Origin of the sequence: Myxococcus sp. XM-1-1-1 (genome assembly GCF_020037095.1) — a bacterium.
Taxonomy (GTDB): Bacteria; Myxococcota; Myxococcia; order Myxococcales; family Myxococcaceae; genus Myxococcus; species Myxococcus fulvus.
The window spans coordinates 60380-74556 of sequence record NZ_JAIQDH010000006.1 but is presented as its reverse complement, the minus strand read 5'-3'; the positions used below and the strand labels follow the sequence as shown (position 1 = coordinate 74556).

15 protein-coding genes are annotated in these 14177 nt (G+C 69.8%); 3 read left to right on the top strand and 12 right to left on the bottom strand.

What is annotated here, in order from left to right; all coding sequences use genetic code 11:
* Positions 1-21: 21 nt before the first annotated feature.
* The 8 genes from K8640_RS14190 to K8640_RS14155 all read right to left on the bottom strand — a co-directional run bounded on the left by K8640_RS14190 (position 22) and on the right by K8640_RS14155 (position 6404).
* The gene (locus tag K8640_RS14190; protein ID WP_223747523.1) at positions 22-555 is read right to left on the bottom strand and encodes a hypothetical protein; all 534 of its coding nucleotides are present in this window, start codon (positions 553-555) and stop codon (positions 22-24) included.
* 102 nt (positions 556-657) lie between these two features.
* On the bottom strand, positions 658-1452 hold the full coding sequence (locus K8640_RS14185; protein WP_223747522.1) for a class I SAM-dependent methyltransferase: 795 nt from the start codon (positions 1450-1452) through the stop codon (positions 658-660).
* Positions 1442-2218, bottom strand: a complete 777-nt coding sequence (locus K8640_RS14180; protein WP_223747521.1) for an SDR family NAD(P)-dependent oxidoreductase — start codon at positions 2216-2218, stop codon at positions 1442-1444. The genes K8640_RS14185 and K8640_RS14180 overlap by 11 nt, the downstream gene beginning before the upstream one ends.
* A 153-nt stretch (positions 2219-2371) precedes the next feature.
* Positions 2372-3199 carry a 3-keto-5-aminohexanoate cleavage protein gene (locus K8640_RS14175; RefSeq protein WP_223747520.1) on the bottom strand — a complete coding sequence of 276 codons (828 nt, stop codon included), beginning with the start codon at positions 3197-3199 and terminating at the stop codon, positions 2372-2374.
* Positions 3196-3594, bottom strand: a complete 399-nt coding sequence (locus K8640_RS14170; protein ID WP_141324212.1) for a hotdog fold domain-containing protein — start codon at positions 3592-3594, stop codon at positions 3196-3198. Before K8640_RS14170 ends, K8640_RS14175 begins: the two co-directional genes overlap by 4 nt.
* Positions 3591-4376, bottom strand: coding sequence for an OAM dimerization domain-containing protein (locus K8640_RS14165; RefSeq protein ID WP_141324213.1), 786 nt, complete (start codon positions 4374-4376; stop codon positions 3591-3593). The genes K8640_RS14170 and K8640_RS14165 overlap by 4 nt, the downstream gene beginning before the upstream one ends.
* A 4-nt stretch (positions 4377-4380) precedes the next feature.
* Positions 4381-4857: a hypothetical protein gene (locus K8640_RS14160; protein WP_046714529.1), complete on the bottom strand. Its 477-nt coding sequence runs from the start codon at positions 4855-4857 to the stop codon at positions 4381-4383.
* Positions 4854-6404: a lysine 5,6-aminomutase subunit alpha gene (locus K8640_RS14155; protein WP_141324214.1), complete on the bottom strand. Its 1551-nt coding sequence runs from the start codon at positions 6402-6404 to the stop codon at positions 4854-4856. Before K8640_RS14155 ends, K8640_RS14160 begins: the two co-directional genes overlap by 4 nt.
* 260 nt (positions 6405-6664) lie before the next feature.
* Here K8640_RS14155 and K8640_RS14150 point away from each other — a divergent pair, with 260 nt between their 5' ends.
* Together K8640_RS14150 and K8640_RS14145 are read left to right on the top strand one after the other, a co-directional pair.
* Positions 6665-8197, top strand: a complete 1533-nt coding sequence (locus tag K8640_RS14150; protein ID WP_141324215.1) for a catalase — start codon at positions 6665-6667, stop codon at positions 8195-8197.
* An 81-nt stretch (positions 8198-8278) separates the two neighbouring features.
* A complete protein-coding gene (locus K8640_RS14145) occupies positions 8279-8899 on the top strand; it encodes an ankyrin repeat domain-containing protein (RefSeq protein ID WP_223747519.1) in 621 nt (206 codons plus the stop codon).
* 22 nt (positions 8900-8921) lie between these two features.
* Here K8640_RS14145 and K8640_RS14140 read toward each other — a convergent pair whose 3' ends face one another.
* From K8640_RS14140 to K8640_RS14130, 3 genes are all read right to left on the bottom strand, one after another.
* Entirely contained in the window at positions 8922-9953 is a 1032-nt protein-coding gene (locus tag K8640_RS14140) for an L-erythro-3,5-diaminohexanoate dehydrogenase (RefSeq protein WP_223747518.1), read from the bottom strand.
* Positions 9954-10137: 184 nt separating this feature from the next.
* The gene (locus tag K8640_RS14135; protein WP_223747517.1) at positions 10138-11145 is read right to left on the bottom strand and encodes an esterase family protein; all 1008 of its coding nucleotides are present in this window, start codon (positions 11143-11145) and stop codon (positions 10138-10140) included.
* 25 nt (positions 11146-11170) lie between these two features.
* Positions 11171-12241, bottom strand: a complete 1071-nt coding sequence (locus K8640_RS14130) for a uracil-DNA glycosylase (protein WP_223747516.1) — start codon at positions 12239-12241, stop codon at positions 11171-11173.
* A 259-nt stretch (positions 12242-12500) separates the two neighbouring features.
* Between K8640_RS14130 and K8640_RS14125 the strand changes: the two genes are divergently transcribed.
* Positions 12501-12938, top strand: a complete 438-nt coding sequence (locus K8640_RS14125) for a PaaI family thioesterase (RefSeq protein WP_223747515.1) — start codon at positions 12501-12503, stop codon at positions 12936-12938.
* A 3-nt stretch (positions 12939-12941) separates the two neighbouring features.
* On the opposite strand, the gene coaBC is transcribed toward K8640_RS14125, so the two are convergent.
* Complete coding sequence (gene coaBC, locus K8640_RS14120) at positions 12942-14174, bottom strand: bifunctional phosphopantothenoylcysteine decarboxylase/phosphopantothenate--cysteine ligase CoaBC (RefSeq protein WP_223747514.1); 1233 nt, start codon at positions 14172-14174, stop codon at positions 12942-12944.
* Positions 14175-14177: the final 3 nt, after the last annotated feature.

The following is a 14177-nucleotide window of genomic DNA, read 5'->3' as shown; positions in this document are numbered from 1 at the left end:
CGGGCCTGCCCGCCTGCTCTGCTACTGCTCCGCCACGCAGTCGTTGAGCGGGAACGACAGGTCGTGCCGCGGCGTCTGTCCCGGGTCCTGGTTCACGACGGTGACCTCCAGCAGTTGGTCCGACGTCTCGATGGGATTGGCGAACACCAGCGACTGCCGGGTGATCTTCGCCGACGACATGAACGCCTTCGTCGTCGAGCCGTTGGCGTCACGACGCCAGCAGTTGGCGATGCGCGGGTCCGACGCCGCGAAGTTGCAGGACGTGTACTGCCCCACCACCTCGCGCTTCAACCGGATGCAGCGGCAGTCCCAGGGGTCGTACTCGAGCGTCGCCACCACGCCCTCGAACCCCGTCGCCGTCTCCTTCAACTCGAAGTAGCTCCCGTCCTGCGTCGTCTCGCAGTACAGCCGCACGTCACCCACCGCGCGGTCCTTCTTCTCTTCCAGCACCGCGCCCTCCCGCGACGTCACCGGCGAGGCCGACGGCTCACACCCCACGCCCAGCAGCGCGAGGCTCACGACACAGAACGAGGAGAGATTCCTGAGGGTACGCATATGCGCTCCTTGCGGGACGTCCTGGGGCATCCAGGACAGCCCGCATGGGAGTCCCCTCGGACTCCACGGCGCAATGAACTTCCACGTTCCTGGGACGAACGGTTACGGGAGCGGAGGCTTCACGGCGCGGGTGGCGATGAAGCCATCGATGTACTCGGAGAGCTTGTCGCCCGGGCCGAAGCCGTCCTCGAAGAAGCCGGTGAGGACGAAGCCCGCGCGGAGCTGTCCGCCCATCTGGTCCTCCAGCGAGTGGCCCACGCTGAGCGGCTCGTGCTTGTCGGTGTACCTGCGCCGCTCGGCCTCCGTGAGGCTGGTGAAGTCCGAGTACGGCATCTTGTACTTGAGCTGCATCACGCCCTGGTCCTGCAGGTCCGGATCGAGCAGGAAGATGAGCGGGTTGCAAAAGCCCGTCAGCAGCGCGCCGCCGGGGCGCAGCACTCGGAACGCCTCGCGCCAGACCGGCTGGATGTCGTCCACGAAGCCGTTGGAGCACGGGTGGAAGATGAGGTCGAAGCTGCCGTCCTCGAAGACGGACAGGTCGCGCATGTCCCCCTCCTCCAGTCGCAGCGTCAGTCCCTCACGCTCGGCCACCAGCCGGTCCTGCCCCAGCTGCGCCGGCGAGTTGTCGAGCACCGACACCTTCGCGCCCGCCGCCGCGAGGATGGGCGCCTGCTGTCCACCGGAGCCCGCCAGACACAGCACGCGCTTGCCAGCGACCTCACCAAACCACTCGCGAGGAACAATCTTCGTCGGCGTGAGCAGGATGCCCCACTCGCCCTTGCGCGCCGCCGCGATGACCTCCGGCCCCACCGGCACCGTCCACCGGTTGCCCAGGGACACCTGGCGGTTCCAGGCGTCGCGGTTGTGCTTCCGTACATCGATGGCATCAGTCGTCATGTAGCACCCGTCCTTCCATGCCTCCGGCGACGGTGACGACCTCACCCGTCACGTGGCCGGAGACGAAATCCGACGCGAGCATCACCACCGCGCGCGCCACGTCCTCGGGCTGGCCCACCTTGCGCAACGGCATGGTGCGCGTCACCCGCTTCACGAACCCCTCCGCCTTCAGCTTGTCGCGGTTGCGGTCCACTTCCGTCCAACCGGGGCACACCACGTTGACGCGGGCCCCCGGCGCGATGCGGCCCAGCTCGTTCTTGAGGCTGCGCAGGAATCCGCTCGCCAGCGCGCCCTTGGCCGCCCCGTAGTCGGCGTGTCCCGCCTCGCCGAACAGGCCCGCCGTCGAGCTGACGATGACGATGTTGCCTACGCCCGTCGTCTTCACGTGGCGCAGGAAGGCGCGGCAGCACAGGAAGACACTGTCCAGGTTCTCCGCCAGCGTGCGGCGCCAGCGCTCCAGCGACATCTCCCACACCGGCACGTCCGGGGCCGGGTACACGCCCGCGTTGCACACCAGCACGTCCAGTCGGCCCAGCGCCGCCACCGACGCGGGCACCAGCGCGTCCACCTGGGCCTCCACCGTCAGGTCCGCGCCCACCGCCGCGCCGCCCACCTTCCCCGCAAGCTCGCGCGCCTTGGCCTCGCGGGAGTGGTAGTGCACCGCCACCTTCGCGCCCTCGGCGGCGAAGGCCTGGACGATGGCCGTGCCGATGCCGCCCGCGCCGCCCGTCACCAGGACGCCCTGCCCCTTCAGCTCCGTGTCCATGCGTACGACTCCTCGGAAGTGAGTGGGACCCTCACGCGCCGGAGTCCGGGCGAACGAGCGGCGTCCGGCGAACGCCGACGCGAAGGGGCCCAGGTTGCTGACATGTTCTGGAAAGAAAACCGCCGACACACTTGAGTGTGTCGGCGGCGGGGTTCAGCTCAGTCTCAGCAGCTTGCGAGCCTGCTCGGGAGTCGCGGGCTCCCGGCCGTGGGCCCGGGCCCTTCTGGAGGCCTCGGCCACCAGCTCCCAGTTGCCCTTCGCGAGCACGCCCTTGGACACGTAGATGTTGTCCTCCAGGCCCACGCGCGCGTTGCCGCCCCGCTTCGCGGCCTCGTCCACGAACGCGAGCTGGAAGCGCCCCACGCCCGCAACCGTCCAGGTGCTGCCCTCCGGCAGCGAGGCGATCATGAAGTCCAGCACCTCCGGCCGCGCCTGCAGCGTGCCCGGCACCCCGAGCACGAAGTCGAAGTGCGCGGGCAGATCCACCAGGCCCTCCTTGGCCAGGTAGCGCGCCTCGTCGATCATGCCCACGTCGAAGCACTCCAGCTCCGGCCGCAGCCCGAGCGCGCGGATGCGCCTGGCGATGTCACGCACCAGCGGGCGGGGATTCCAGAAGACCTCCTCGCCGAAGTTGACGGTGCCCGTGGTGAGCGTGGCCATGTCCGGCCGGTCCTCCCCCGTCAGCGTGAGCGGCCCGCAGCGCTGGTCCACCGTCATGCCCACCGCACCACCGGTGGACGTCTGGATGAGCACGTCGGTGCGCTTGCGGATGGCGCGGATGGCCGCCCGGAACAGCTCCGCGTCCTGGGACGGCTTGCCGTCGGGCGTGCGCACGTGCAGGTGCACCATGGCCGCGCCGGCCTCGCGGCAGCGCGCCGCGTCCTCGGCGATCTCCTCCGCGGTGATGGGCAGGTGCGGCGTCTGCTCGCGCGTCGTCTCCGCGCCCACCATCGCCGCGGTGATGACCATGGGAGTGCTCATCGCTGACCTCGCTGCTTGTCCTTGGGAACCACGCAGGTGCCCGAAGCACGGCACACGACGATGGGCTCCGGCAACAGGTCCGCGGCCGAGTCATTCACATCCGGACGCGGGCGGATGACCTTGCGCGCCTCGAAGCGCATCTTGCGCGACGTGTTGCCCGCGCTGACGATCTCTCCCTCCGCCTCGATGAAGTCCCCCGCGTACACCGGCGCCAGGAACTCCACCGAGTCGTACGCCCGGAACAGGCCCTCGTCGCCGTCGGCCCGGATGCACAGCTCCGTGGCCACGTCGCCGAACAGCCCGAGCATCCGCGCGCCGTCCACCAGGTTGCCGCCGTAGTGCGCGTCGTGGCTGCTCATGCGCAGGCGGATGATGGCCTTGGTTCCCGTGCTCATGAGGGCTCTCCCTGGTAGTGCATGTCCTGGGGCTCCTTGCCCAGCTTCTTCAGGAGCGCGTGGACGATGTAGTTGGCCACGTCGGAGGGCTTGGTGCCCGGACCGAAGCCCGCGTCGAAGCCCAGCTCCAGCGCCAGCTTGTGGTCCACGCGCGGGCCGCCCAAGAGCAGCTGCACCTTGCCGTGGATGCCCGCCGCCTTGGCCGCCTCGATGAACTGGCGCGAGTTGTCCTTGTGCACGTCGCGCTGGGTGACGACCTGGCTCACCAGGATGGCGTCGGCGTTCTTCGCCATGGCCCGCTTGATGAGGTCCTCGTTGGGCACCTGGCTGCCCAGGTTGAACGCCTCGAACCCGGGGTAGCGCTCCAGGCCGTAGTCGCCCGCGTAGCCCTTCATGTTCAGGATGGCGTCGATGCCCACCGTGTGCGTGTCGGTGCCGGTGCACGCGCCGAACACGACGATGCGCCGGGCGACCTTCTCCTTGATGAAGGCGTTGAGGTCGTCGAAGGACATCTTCTTCACGACGACTTCGGGCACGTCGATTTCGGCGTAGTCCAGCGTGACGCCCGAGCGGGCGTACACGATGAAGAACGTGTAGCTGTCCGCGGCGCGCTCGGCGGCGGCCACCTTCACGTCGGTGAACCCCATCTTGCGCGTGAAGACGGCGGCGGCCTCCTTGGCCTTCTCCGACAGGGGCACCGGCAGCGTGAACGACAGCTGCACCACGCCGTCGTCCCGCCTGTCTCCGTAGGGACGGATGATCTGCTTGCTCGGCTTCACCATCGCGTCATTTCCCCCGCGCCCGCTGGAACTTCACGCTCCCGGCCACCTTCTCCGCCAGGGGCGCGAAGCGCTCCTTCTTGCCCTGCTCCAGGTGGAAGACCACCGACCACGTCGTGCGGCCGTCACAGCCCACGTACGTCCAGGTGTCCACCAGCGCCCCGTTCGTCGACGCGTCCGTGTCCAGCCGCCGCGCCGCCGGCTGCCCGCCGACCTTGAGCTTCTCCCAGCCCGTGCCGCCGCTGCCGGTGACGATCTTGTCCACGCAGACCTGCGCCTTCATGCCCGCCGTCTGCACCGCGCCCACGTCGACCAGGAAGTACGCGTCCCCGCTGGGCGCCGTGAACTTCGCCGTCCCGTCCTCGTTGGAGCGCGTCCACGCGGCCGGCACCTGCACGGCCACGTTCTTGACCTGGAACTGCGTCAGCGCGTCCGCCGAGCCACCCGCCGCCATCACCACCGTCAGGATGGTACCGACAATCATTGTGCCTCCAGGATTTCCAGGAACGGATTGAAGTAATCGGGGGCCTTCTCCAGCACGCCGTCCAGACCCTTGCCGCCGGTCTCCTCGCGCTTGACGTCGCCGAAGTGCCCCTTGCCGATGGCGGCCACCATGCCCTCATCCCGGCACTCCTGGAGCAGCTTCATCGCCTGGGCGAACACCTCACGCGCCCGGTTGGCGATCTTCCCGTCCTCGCGGACGGTGAACTCCTCGTCGATGCCGCGCGCCGCGCGGTGGATGTAGTTGGCGGACTTGAGCGCCACGTAGCGGTCCGCGAGCAGCGGCGTGTGCATGGCCTCGGTCATCATGCCGAGCAGCTGGATGCCCTGCCGCGTCCAGATGGCCACCAGGTCCGCCATCACGTCGTACGCGTGGCTGAAGAAGATGTCCGTCTCCTTGTGCTTGGTGGGCGGCATGTACTTGAGCGGCGCGTCCGGGAAGCAGCGGCGCACCAGCATCGCCTGGGACAGCTCCAAGAGGAGCGTGTCGTCGCGGTACGGGTCGATCTCGTACGAGTGGCCGATGCCCAGCTGCCAGTCCTTGAGGCCCGCGCGCTTGGCGAAGCACTCGTTGATGAACTGGCTGGCGATGACGGTGTGGGCCGCGTCGTACGCGTCCGCGGTGGTGATGTAGTTGTCCTCGCCGGTGTTGATGATGATGCCGGCCAGGGCGCAGATGCGGCGGCTGAAGTACTGGTCGATGAACGTGCGCCGCATGTTGATGTCACGGAAGAGGATTCCGTACATCGCGTCGTTGAGCAGCATGTCCAGCTTCTCGTAGGCCGCGCAGAAGGCGATCTCCGACATGCACAGGCCGGACGAGTAGTTGGTGAGCTGGATGTAGCGCTTGAGCTTGCGGCTCTCGTCGTCCAGGGCCTCGCGCATGATGCGGAAGTTCTCCTGGGTGGCGTAGGTGCCGCCGTAGCCCTCCGTCGTCGCGCCGTGGGGCACGTAGTCGAGCAGCGACTGCGCGGTGGAGCGGATGACGGCGATGACGTCCGCGCCCGCCTGGGCCGCGGCCCGGGCCTGGTCCACGTCGTCGTAGATGTTGCCCGTGGCGACGATGACGTACTTGTGCGGCGCCGGCGACATGGGGAACTGCTTGCGCAGCTCCTCGCGCGCGGTGATGCGCGCCTTCATGTCCTCGAAGGCGGAGCGCGCCTCCGAGCGGACCTCGTCGCGCAGGTTCTGCTCGACGTCGGGGGACAGGGGGCCCAGCTTGTCGGTGGGCAGCGCCGTCAGCCGCTCCACGGCCTCCAGCGGGCTCTTGGCGCCCAGGTGCAGCGCGCGGCCATACCAATAGGCGGCGCCCCGGTTGAGGACGCCCGCGGCCTTGAGCTTGTCGACCATCAGGTTGGCGAGCGGCACCCCTCGCGCGCCTGCTCCGGAGATTCCGAAGAAGCGCAACACGGTGCGCTCAATCGATACAGTGGTGTTACGGCGGATGAGGTCGAAGATCGGATTGACGATCTCCTCCGCCAGAGTGCGCGCATGCGCAATCTGCGCGTCGTCGATGAACGGGCCTGGCATGGGCGCACCTTACCCGCCCGAACGCCTACAGGAAGCGCTGAAGCATACCGGGATGGCGCTGCCGCACCGCATTATCGGTTGGCCAACCCCGACACCGAAATAACAGCGCCCACCCCACCGAGGGAGCGGTGCCGCCACCGAAATACCGGTGAGCCTGGCCTTCCAACCACCTTCAAGCGCTCGGAATTATTGGATTCCAAGAGACGGCACGGTGCGTGCTCTGGAGCGGCTCCGCCTCATCCCCCGAGAGGAGTTTCCGCATGAAGACGCGTTCGCTGCTGCTGTCCGCCGTACTGCTGAGTGGTCCCGCGCTCGCGGCCAATCCGCCGCCGCTCACCACGGATACGGGTGCCGCCGTGGGCACCAACCAGAGCTCCAAGACGGCGGGTCCGCGCGGCGGAATCCTGCTGGAGGACTTCCACCTCATCGAGAAGCTGGCGCGGTTCGACCGCGAGCGGATCCCCGAGCGCGTGGTGCATGCGCGCGGCGCGGGTGCGTACGGCGTCTTCGAGAGCTACGGCAACTTCTCCCACCTGACGCGCGCGTCCCTGTTCGCCAACAAGGGGAAGAAGACGCCGATGTTCGTGCGCTTCTCCACCGTCATCCACCCGTCCGGCTCGCCGGAGACGCTGAGAGACCCTCGCGGCTTCGCGCTCAAGTTCTACACGGACGACGGCAACTGGGACCTGGTGGGCAACAACCTGCCGGTCTTCTTCATCCGCGACGCCATCAAGTTCCCGGACATGGTGCACTCGCTCAAGCCGTCGCCCGTCACCAACAAGCAGGACCCGAACCGCTTCTTCGACTTCTTCTCCCACATCCCCGAGTCGACGCACATGCTGACGCAGCTCTACTCGGACATCGGCATCCCGGCGAACTACCGGCAGATGAACGGGCACGGCGTGCACGCGTTCAAGTTCGTCAACGCCAAGGGCGAGTACAAGTACGTGAAGTTCAACTGGGCCTCGCAGCAGGGCGTCAAGAGCCTCACCAACGAGGAGGCCTCGCGCATCGCCGGCGAGGACCACCAGAACGCCACCACGGACCTGTACGCGTCCATCGGCGCGGGGAAGTTCCCCTCGTGGGAGCTGTCGGCGCAGGTGCTGGACCCGAAGGACCTGGACAGCTTCGCGTTCAACCCGCTGGACCCGACGAAGGTCTGGCCCGAGGACAAGGCCCCCTCCGTCAAGCTGGGCAGGTTCACGCTCAACAAGCTGCCGGACAACTTCTTCGAGGAGACCGAGCAGTCGGCGTTCTCCCCCGGCGTGCAGCCCTCCGGCATCGAGCCGTCCGAGGACCGCCTGCTGCAGGGCCGGCTCTTCTCCTACGCGGACACGCAGCGCTACCGCGTGGGCGCCAACTACCAGTCGCTGCCCGTCAACCGCGCGCGCGCCTCGGTGAACAACAACAACCAGGCCGGCGCCATGAACGTGGCGAACACGAAGTCGGACGTGAACTACGAGCCGAGCATCGCCCGCGAGTCGCAGGAGGCCCCCCAGCACCTGTTCTCGCGACTGCCCCTGTCCGGCACCTCCCAGCAGCAGCCCATCGAGAAGACGGACAACTTCTCGCAGGCGGGCGCGTTCTACGTGGCGTTGGACCCGGCGGCCCGTGAGCGCCTGGTGAAGAACCTGGCCGGGGACCTGGGCCAGGTGCGTGACGCCCGCGTGAAGGCGCGCATGGTGGGCCACTTCTTCGTCGCCAACGAGGAGTTCGGCACCAGGCTGGCCAAGGCGGTGAACGTGAAGGTGGATGACGCCCGCGCCGCCGTGGCGCCGCTCGCCACCCGCTGAAGCGCTCCTGAGTGAAGCACCGGGGCCCGTGCCTGAGCACCGGCGCGGGCCCCTCCCCTCTCGTCCGCCTGGAGGATGGACATGTTCCGCAAGCTGCTCCTCGGAGCCCTCGGTCTGCTGGTGCTGGTGTGCGGGGTGGTGACGGCCGCGTGGTACTCACTGAAGGCCGAGCCCGCGCCCCAGGGACGGCTGCTCGCCGCGAACGAGGCGGAGCGATACCTGCTCGCCGCCGCGCGGGTCGGTGACACGGAGATCGTCTCCGGTCTGGTGAAGGCGGGCGCTTCCGCGGAGGCCCGGGACGAGCGCGGCTTCACACCGCTCATCCTCGCCGCCTACCACGGGCACCTGGACACCGTGCGCGTGCTGCTCGCGGCCGGGGTGGACGCGTGCGCCGGGGACAAGCGCGGCAACACGGCGTTGATGGGCGCGGCCTTCAAGGGCCATGCGGACATCGTCGCGCTGCTCAACGCGCAGCCCTGCGCCGTGGACCAGGCCAACAGCCTGGGCCAGACGGCGCTGATGTTCGCCTCGCTGTTCGGTCGGCAGGAGGTGGTGGACGCGCTCCGAAAGAAAGGCGCGTCCGAGGAGCTCAAGGACGCCAGCGGTCGCAGCGCGGCCGACTGGGCCCGGACGCAGAGCGCGCCTCAGGCCCCCGTGGCGCCCGCCCCCGTGTCACCGGAGGACACCGCCGCCGCGAGATAGCCTCGCGACGGGAGGCCGCCGCTCAGACGTAGCGCGTGGCGAAGAGCTGGAGCAGCGCGGGCTCGGTGCGCAGCAGGGCCAGGGTGAGCGAGGCGTGGCCGGGCACGTAGCCGTTGCCCACCAGCATGGTGACGTCCTTGCCCACGCCCTCCGCGCCGAGCGCGGCCGTGGTGAAGCTGGTGGCCATGGAGAAGAAGATGGCCGTGCCGCCGTCCTTCACCGAGAGGATGGTGGCCATCTCCGTGTTGCCCACGCTGGCGCAGTTCACCACCAGGTCACAGAGCTGACCGCCCGTGGCCTGGCTCACCGCCTCCATCACGTCCACGCCCTGCGTCGCGTCCACCTTCAGCGCGACGTCACACAGGCCGATGGCCGTCAGCGCGTCCAGCGCCGGCTGCGACACGTCCATCGCGATGAGCTGTCCCCGGCTCTCCAGGTTGCGCCGGGCCTGGGCCAGACACAGCGCGCCGCTCTTGCCCGCGCCCAGCACGGCCACCGTCATGCCCGGCCGCACGTAGCGCGCCACCAACGCGGGCGCGCCACACACGTCGAGCGCCGCCAGCGCCAGCGTGTCCGGGAGGTCCGCCGGCAGCTTCGCGTAGATGCCCGTGGCGAAGAGCAGCGCGTGGCCGCGGATGTCCAGGCGGTCGATGTCCACGTGGACCGCCTTCACCTCCTCGATGACCAGCGGCGTCAGCGTCAGGCTCACCAGCGTGGCGATGCGGTCGCCCACCTGGAGCTGCCCCCGCGCAGGGTGCTTCGCGCCGATCTCCTTCACGCGGCCAATCAACATGCCGCCCGAGCCCGTCACGGGGTTCTGCATCTTGCCGCGCTCCAGGACGATCTCCTGGATGCGCGCGCCGATGCGCGCCGGGTCTCCGCCCACCTCGCCCTTGATCTGCTTGAAGGACGCCGCGTCGATGTTGAGGCTCTCCACGTCGATGAGCACCTCCGAATCACGGCACGGCAGCGAGGGGTCCAGCTTGCGCGCGCGCTGCGGCAACACGCCCTTCTCGCCGACGACGCGGGACAGCCCGTAGAGGTCGTTGCTCATGTTCCATCTCCCTGAAGGTCCATCCGCGCCCACAGCCGAGCGGCCTGTCGCGCGGGAGTCCTGCGTCTATCCGCTCCGCCGGGGGGATGGCCAGCGTCACGTCGCGCGGCCCCCACTCCCGAGGGCCCTCCTGTCAGCAAGAGGGCCCTTCCGGACACAGCACCGCGCGAGCCTGGGTGAAGGGCTACTCCTGGGAGAGCTTGGGCAGCAGCACCGAGAGCGAGCGCTCGAAGCGATAGGACACGCCGGAGTGGCCGTCCTCGAACTCCTCGTGCACCAGGTCCACGCCCGCGTTCTTGAGGTCGTCCGCCAGCATGCGCGTGCCCCAGCGCAGGTTGAACTCGTCGCGCGTGCCGCAGTCCAGGAAGACGCCCTTCAGCTTGCGGAAGGCATCCAGGAACTTGGGGACGAAGCGCACCGGATCATGCACCAGCCACCGGTTCCACACGTCCAGCTTCAGCCGGCCCGTCTGCGCGTCGAAGGGCAGCTCCAGGTTGAGCGGCTCGCCCTTCTTCGGCGAGTACGCCGCCGCCATCGCCAGCGTGTTCACCACCGGGAAGTCGTCCCCGCGCATCTTCGTCTCGCGCACGCGCTGACGGAACTCGCCCTGCCACGACTCGATGCCGCCCGACTTCAGCAGCGAGCTGGCCGCCTTCGGGAGATCCGGCAGGTAGCAGTACTCGAAGTAGGCGTCCGCCGAGTGCGCGCCCAGGAGCGAGAACACCTCCGGGTGGTAGCGCCCCATCACCAGCGCGCCGTAGCCGCCCGAGCTGTGCCCCAGCACCGCGCGCGACGCGGCCCTGGGCAGCGTGCGGAACGTGCGGTCCACGAAGCCCACGATGTCCTTGGCCAGGTAGTCGCGATACCGGCCGATGGCGTCGCTGTTGATCCACTGGCTGCCGCCCAGCGACGTCCACGCGTCGGGGAACACGCCCACCACGGGGGGCACCGCGCCGGACGCGATGAGCGCGTCCAGCCGCTCGGGCACGGACGGCGCGAAGCCCGAGGCGTTGGTCCACGTGCCGCCGCTGTTGCCGAACGCGTGCAGGAAGTACACGGCCGGGTAGCGACGGTCCGACTCGGCGTACCCCGGCGGCAGGTACACGGTGAGCTTGCGCCGGGCCGGGTCGCCCAGCGGGTTGGACTCCAGCGCGGGCGACTGCACCTCGCGCGTCTCCAGCAATCCCTTCATCCGAGTCTCCCCCTTCGCGGCCGCGCTATGCGCGCGAGCCCGGGTTCTTGCCGAATATCTTCATCACGGCTTGCAGGTCCTCCCACGCCTTGCGCTTCTCCGCGGGATTGCGGAGCAGGTACGCGGGGTGGAAGGTGGGCATGAGCTGAATGCCCTCGTAGACACGCCAGGCCCCGCGCATGCGGGTGATGGGCGTCGAATCTCGAAGCAGCGTCTGCGCCGCGAACTTGCCCAGCGCCACCACCACCTTCGGCTGGAGGGCCGCGAGCTGCGCGCGCAGGAAGGGCTCGCACGCGGCGATCTCATCCGGCTCCGGGTTCCGGTTGCCCGGGGGCCGGCACTTCACCACGTTGCAGATGTAGACGTCATCGCGACGGAAGCCCATCGCCTCGATCATCTTCGTGAGCAGGTCTCCCGCGGCGCCCACGAACGGGAAGCCCTGCAGGTCCTCGTTCTCGCCCGGCCCCTCGCCCACGAAGACCAGCTCCGCGCGGGGGTTGCCCGAGCCGAAGACGATGTTCTTGCGCCCCGTGCACAGCTTGCAGCGCTGGCAGTCGCCCAGCTCCCGGCGCACCTGGTCCAGCGTCGGCCGCTCGCCGTCCACCACGCCCGGCAGCGGTCCGCTGCCCGTGGGGGACGACCTCGGCACGTCGAGGAGCATCCCGTTCGAGGCGGAAGGCGCGGTGGTCCCCCGCGCCGCGAGGGGCGCGGGGCCCGGCGCGCGGGGAGCGGGCTCCGAGGGGGCCAGTGGACGGCCCGACAGCGAGGGAGTCGCCTGGCTCGGAGCACTGGCGGCGCCCACGGGCCGCTCGAAGCGCGAGGTGCCCGGGCCCGGCGGCGCGTCGCCCGGACGCGACATCGGCGTGGTCGCCGTGGACGGAGCGGGCTTGCGCTCGGCCGGTGCGGGCTCGGTCGCTGGTCCGGAACGGGCGAACCGGGAGCGCAAGGAGGGCGTCAGGCGCTGGAGCTCGGCCGCCGCCTTGGCGTCGATCATCAGCTGACGCCCGCCACCGTCCTCCTGCCAGAGCAGGTGACGGCGCACATCCTCCAGCACGGCGCTCAGTTCCTGCGTGGCTTCGGGCGAATCGTCGTTCACGATGACCGATCGGTATCGGAGGGCAGGCCCGGGCGCAAGGAAGCGGACATCCATCCTGGGCGGACGCTCCTCCACGGGGCGGCCCGGACCTCCCTCACAGCGTCAAGTTCCCCACCACACCGCGTCACGGCCGGCCTGTCACACCTCCGTCGTGGGCCTCCGGAGCCACGGGCCGCGGGTTCGATTCACCGCACACCGGGTCGACCCGCGCGCCGGCCCCCCGGGTGGGTCCCCCTGATGGCGGGCTACCCTGCTCCCCATGAATCCACAGAACCCGGACTACCGTCAGGACACGGAGGCCCTCTTCCGCGCGGCCCCCTTCGTCACCGACCTCGGCATCGAGCCCGTCTCCATCCTCCCGGGCGAGGTGGAGGCACGACTGGTGGTTCAGCCCCGCCACCTGCAACAGGACGACGTCATCCACGCGGGCGTCCAGGCGACGCTGGCCGACCACACCGCGGGCGGCGCCGCCTTCACCCTCGTGCCCCGCCCTCAGCGAGTCCTCACCGTGGACTTCACGATCCACCTGCTCCAGGCGGCACGAGGCGAGGCGCTGCGCTGCAAGGCCAGGGTGCTGCGCGCGGGCCGCCGGCTCATCGTCGTCGAGTCCGAGGTCCACACCGTCGCCGGAGGCCAGGAGCAGCGCGTCTCCAAGGCCACCGTCACGCTCGCCGTCGTCGAGCCCCGGACGCCCTGAGGCTCACACGCCGGACGCCGCGCGCTGCACCAGCAGGAGCTCGAGGAGGCTCCGGGCCACGGCGTCCTTGGTGCCCTGGAGCTCCCGTGGCGAGCCGGTCCGGGTCAACACCGTCACCCGGTTCGTGTCCGTGCCGAAGCCCGCGCCGGGCGCCGTCACGTCGTTGGCGACGATGGCGTCCAGCCCCTTGCGCTCGAGCTTCTCGCGCGCGTGCTCCACCACCCGCTCCGTCTCCGCCGCGAACCCCACCAGCACCGGCCGCCGCGCCTGCCCCGCCACCTTCCGCGAGGCCTCGGCCAGCACGTCCGGCGTGCGCACCAGCTTCAGCGTCTCCGGCCCTGCAATCGAGCCCTTCTTCACCTTCTGCGGCGCGCGCGTCTCCGGCCGCCAGTCACTCACGGCCGCCGTGGCGATGAACGCGTCGGAGTCGGCCACCCGGCTCAGCACCTCGCGCGCCATCTCCTCCGCGGAGACGACGTCCACCACCTCCAGCCCCGTGCGGTCCACCGCGCCCACCGGCCCCAGCACCACCGTCACCGAGGCCCCCAGCGCACGCGCCGCATGCGCCAGCGCGAGCCCCATCTTCCCCGTGGAGGGATTGGAGATGAATCGCACCGGGTCCAGGAACTCACGCGTGGGCCCCGCCGTCAGCAGCACCCGCTTGCCCGCGAGCGGCCCCGGCGCGAAGCGCGCGGCGACTCCCGCCACGATTGCGGGAACGTCCGCCAGTCGCCCCTCGCCCACGTCGCCACAGGCCAGCAGCCCCGCCCCCGGCCCCACGAAGCTGAAGCGCGCGTGCGCCGCCAGCGCCGCCACGTTCTCCTGCGTCTGCGCGTTGTCCCACATGGCCACGTTCATCGCCGGGGCGAGCACCACCGGCCCGCGGAAGGCCAGGAGCGAGGTCGTCACGGCGTCGTTCGCCATGCCCGCGCGCACCCGCGCCAGCAGGTCCGCCGTGGCCGGCGCCACGACGAACGCCTCCGCCCAGCGCGCCAGGTCCAAATGGCCGAAGTTCCCCTCCTGCGAGGGGTCGAAGTAGTCGGTGAGCACCGGATGCCCGCTGAGCGCCTGGAAGGTCAGCGGGGTGACGAACTGCCGAGCGGCCTCCGTCATGGCCACCCGCACCTCGGCGCCCGCGCGCCCCAACTCGCGCACCAGCTCACAGGCCTTGTACGCGGCGATACCACCGGCCACACCCACCACGATGCGACGGCCCTTCAACGCGGTCACGTCCATGCG

Coding starts and splice junctions, on each gene's coding strand:
- K8640_RS14160 (WP_046714529.1), bottom strand. CDS start 4,857: ATGATTGTCGGTACCATCCTGACGGTGGTGATGGCGGCGGGTGGCTCG.
- K8640_RS14125 (WP_223747515.1), top strand. CDS start 12,501: ATGAATCCACAGAACCCGGACTACCGTCAGGACACGGAGGCCCTCTTC.
- coaBC (WP_223747514.1), bottom strand. CDS start 14,174: ATGGACGTGACCGCGTTGAAGGGCCGTCGCATCGTGGTGGGTGTGGCC.
- K8640_RS14140 (WP_223747518.1), bottom strand. CDS start 9,953: ATGAGCAACGACCTCTACGGGCTGTCCCGCGTCGTCGGCGAGAAGGGC.
- K8640_RS14175 (WP_223747520.1), bottom strand. CDS start 3,199: ATGAGCACTCCCATGGTCATCACCGCGGCGATGGTGGGCGCGGAGACG.
- K8640_RS14155 (WP_141324214.1), bottom strand. CDS start 6,404: ATGCCAGGCCCGTTCATCGACGACGCGCAGATTGCGCATGCGCGCACT.
- K8640_RS14190 (WP_223747523.1), bottom strand. CDS start 555: ATGCGTACCCTCAGGAATCTCTCCTCGTTCTGTGTCGTGAGCCTCGCG.
- K8640_RS14170 (WP_141324212.1), bottom strand. CDS start 3,594: ATGAGCACGGGAACCAAGGCCATCATCCGCCTGCGCATGAGCAGCCAC.
- K8640_RS14185 (WP_223747522.1), bottom strand. CDS start 1,452: ATGACGACTGATGCCATCGATGTACGGAAGCACAACCGCGACGCCTGG.
- K8640_RS14145 (WP_223747519.1), top strand. CDS start 8,279: ATGTTCCGCAAGCTGCTCCTCGGAGCCCTCGGTCTGCTGGTGCTGGTG.
- K8640_RS14135 (WP_223747517.1), bottom strand. CDS start 11,145: ATGAAGGGATTGCTGGAGACGCGCGAGGTGCAGTCGCCCGCGCTGGAG.
- K8640_RS14150 (WP_141324215.1), top strand. CDS start 6,665: ATGAAGACGCGTTCGCTGCTGCTGTCCGCCGTACTGCTGAGTGGTCCC.
- K8640_RS14180 (WP_223747521.1), bottom strand. CDS start 2,218: ATGGACACGGAGCTGAAGGGGCAGGGCGTCCTGGTGACGGGCGGCGCG.
- K8640_RS14165 (WP_141324213.1), bottom strand. CDS start 4,376: ATGGTGAAGCCGAGCAAGCAGATCATCCGTCCCTACGGAGACAGGCGG.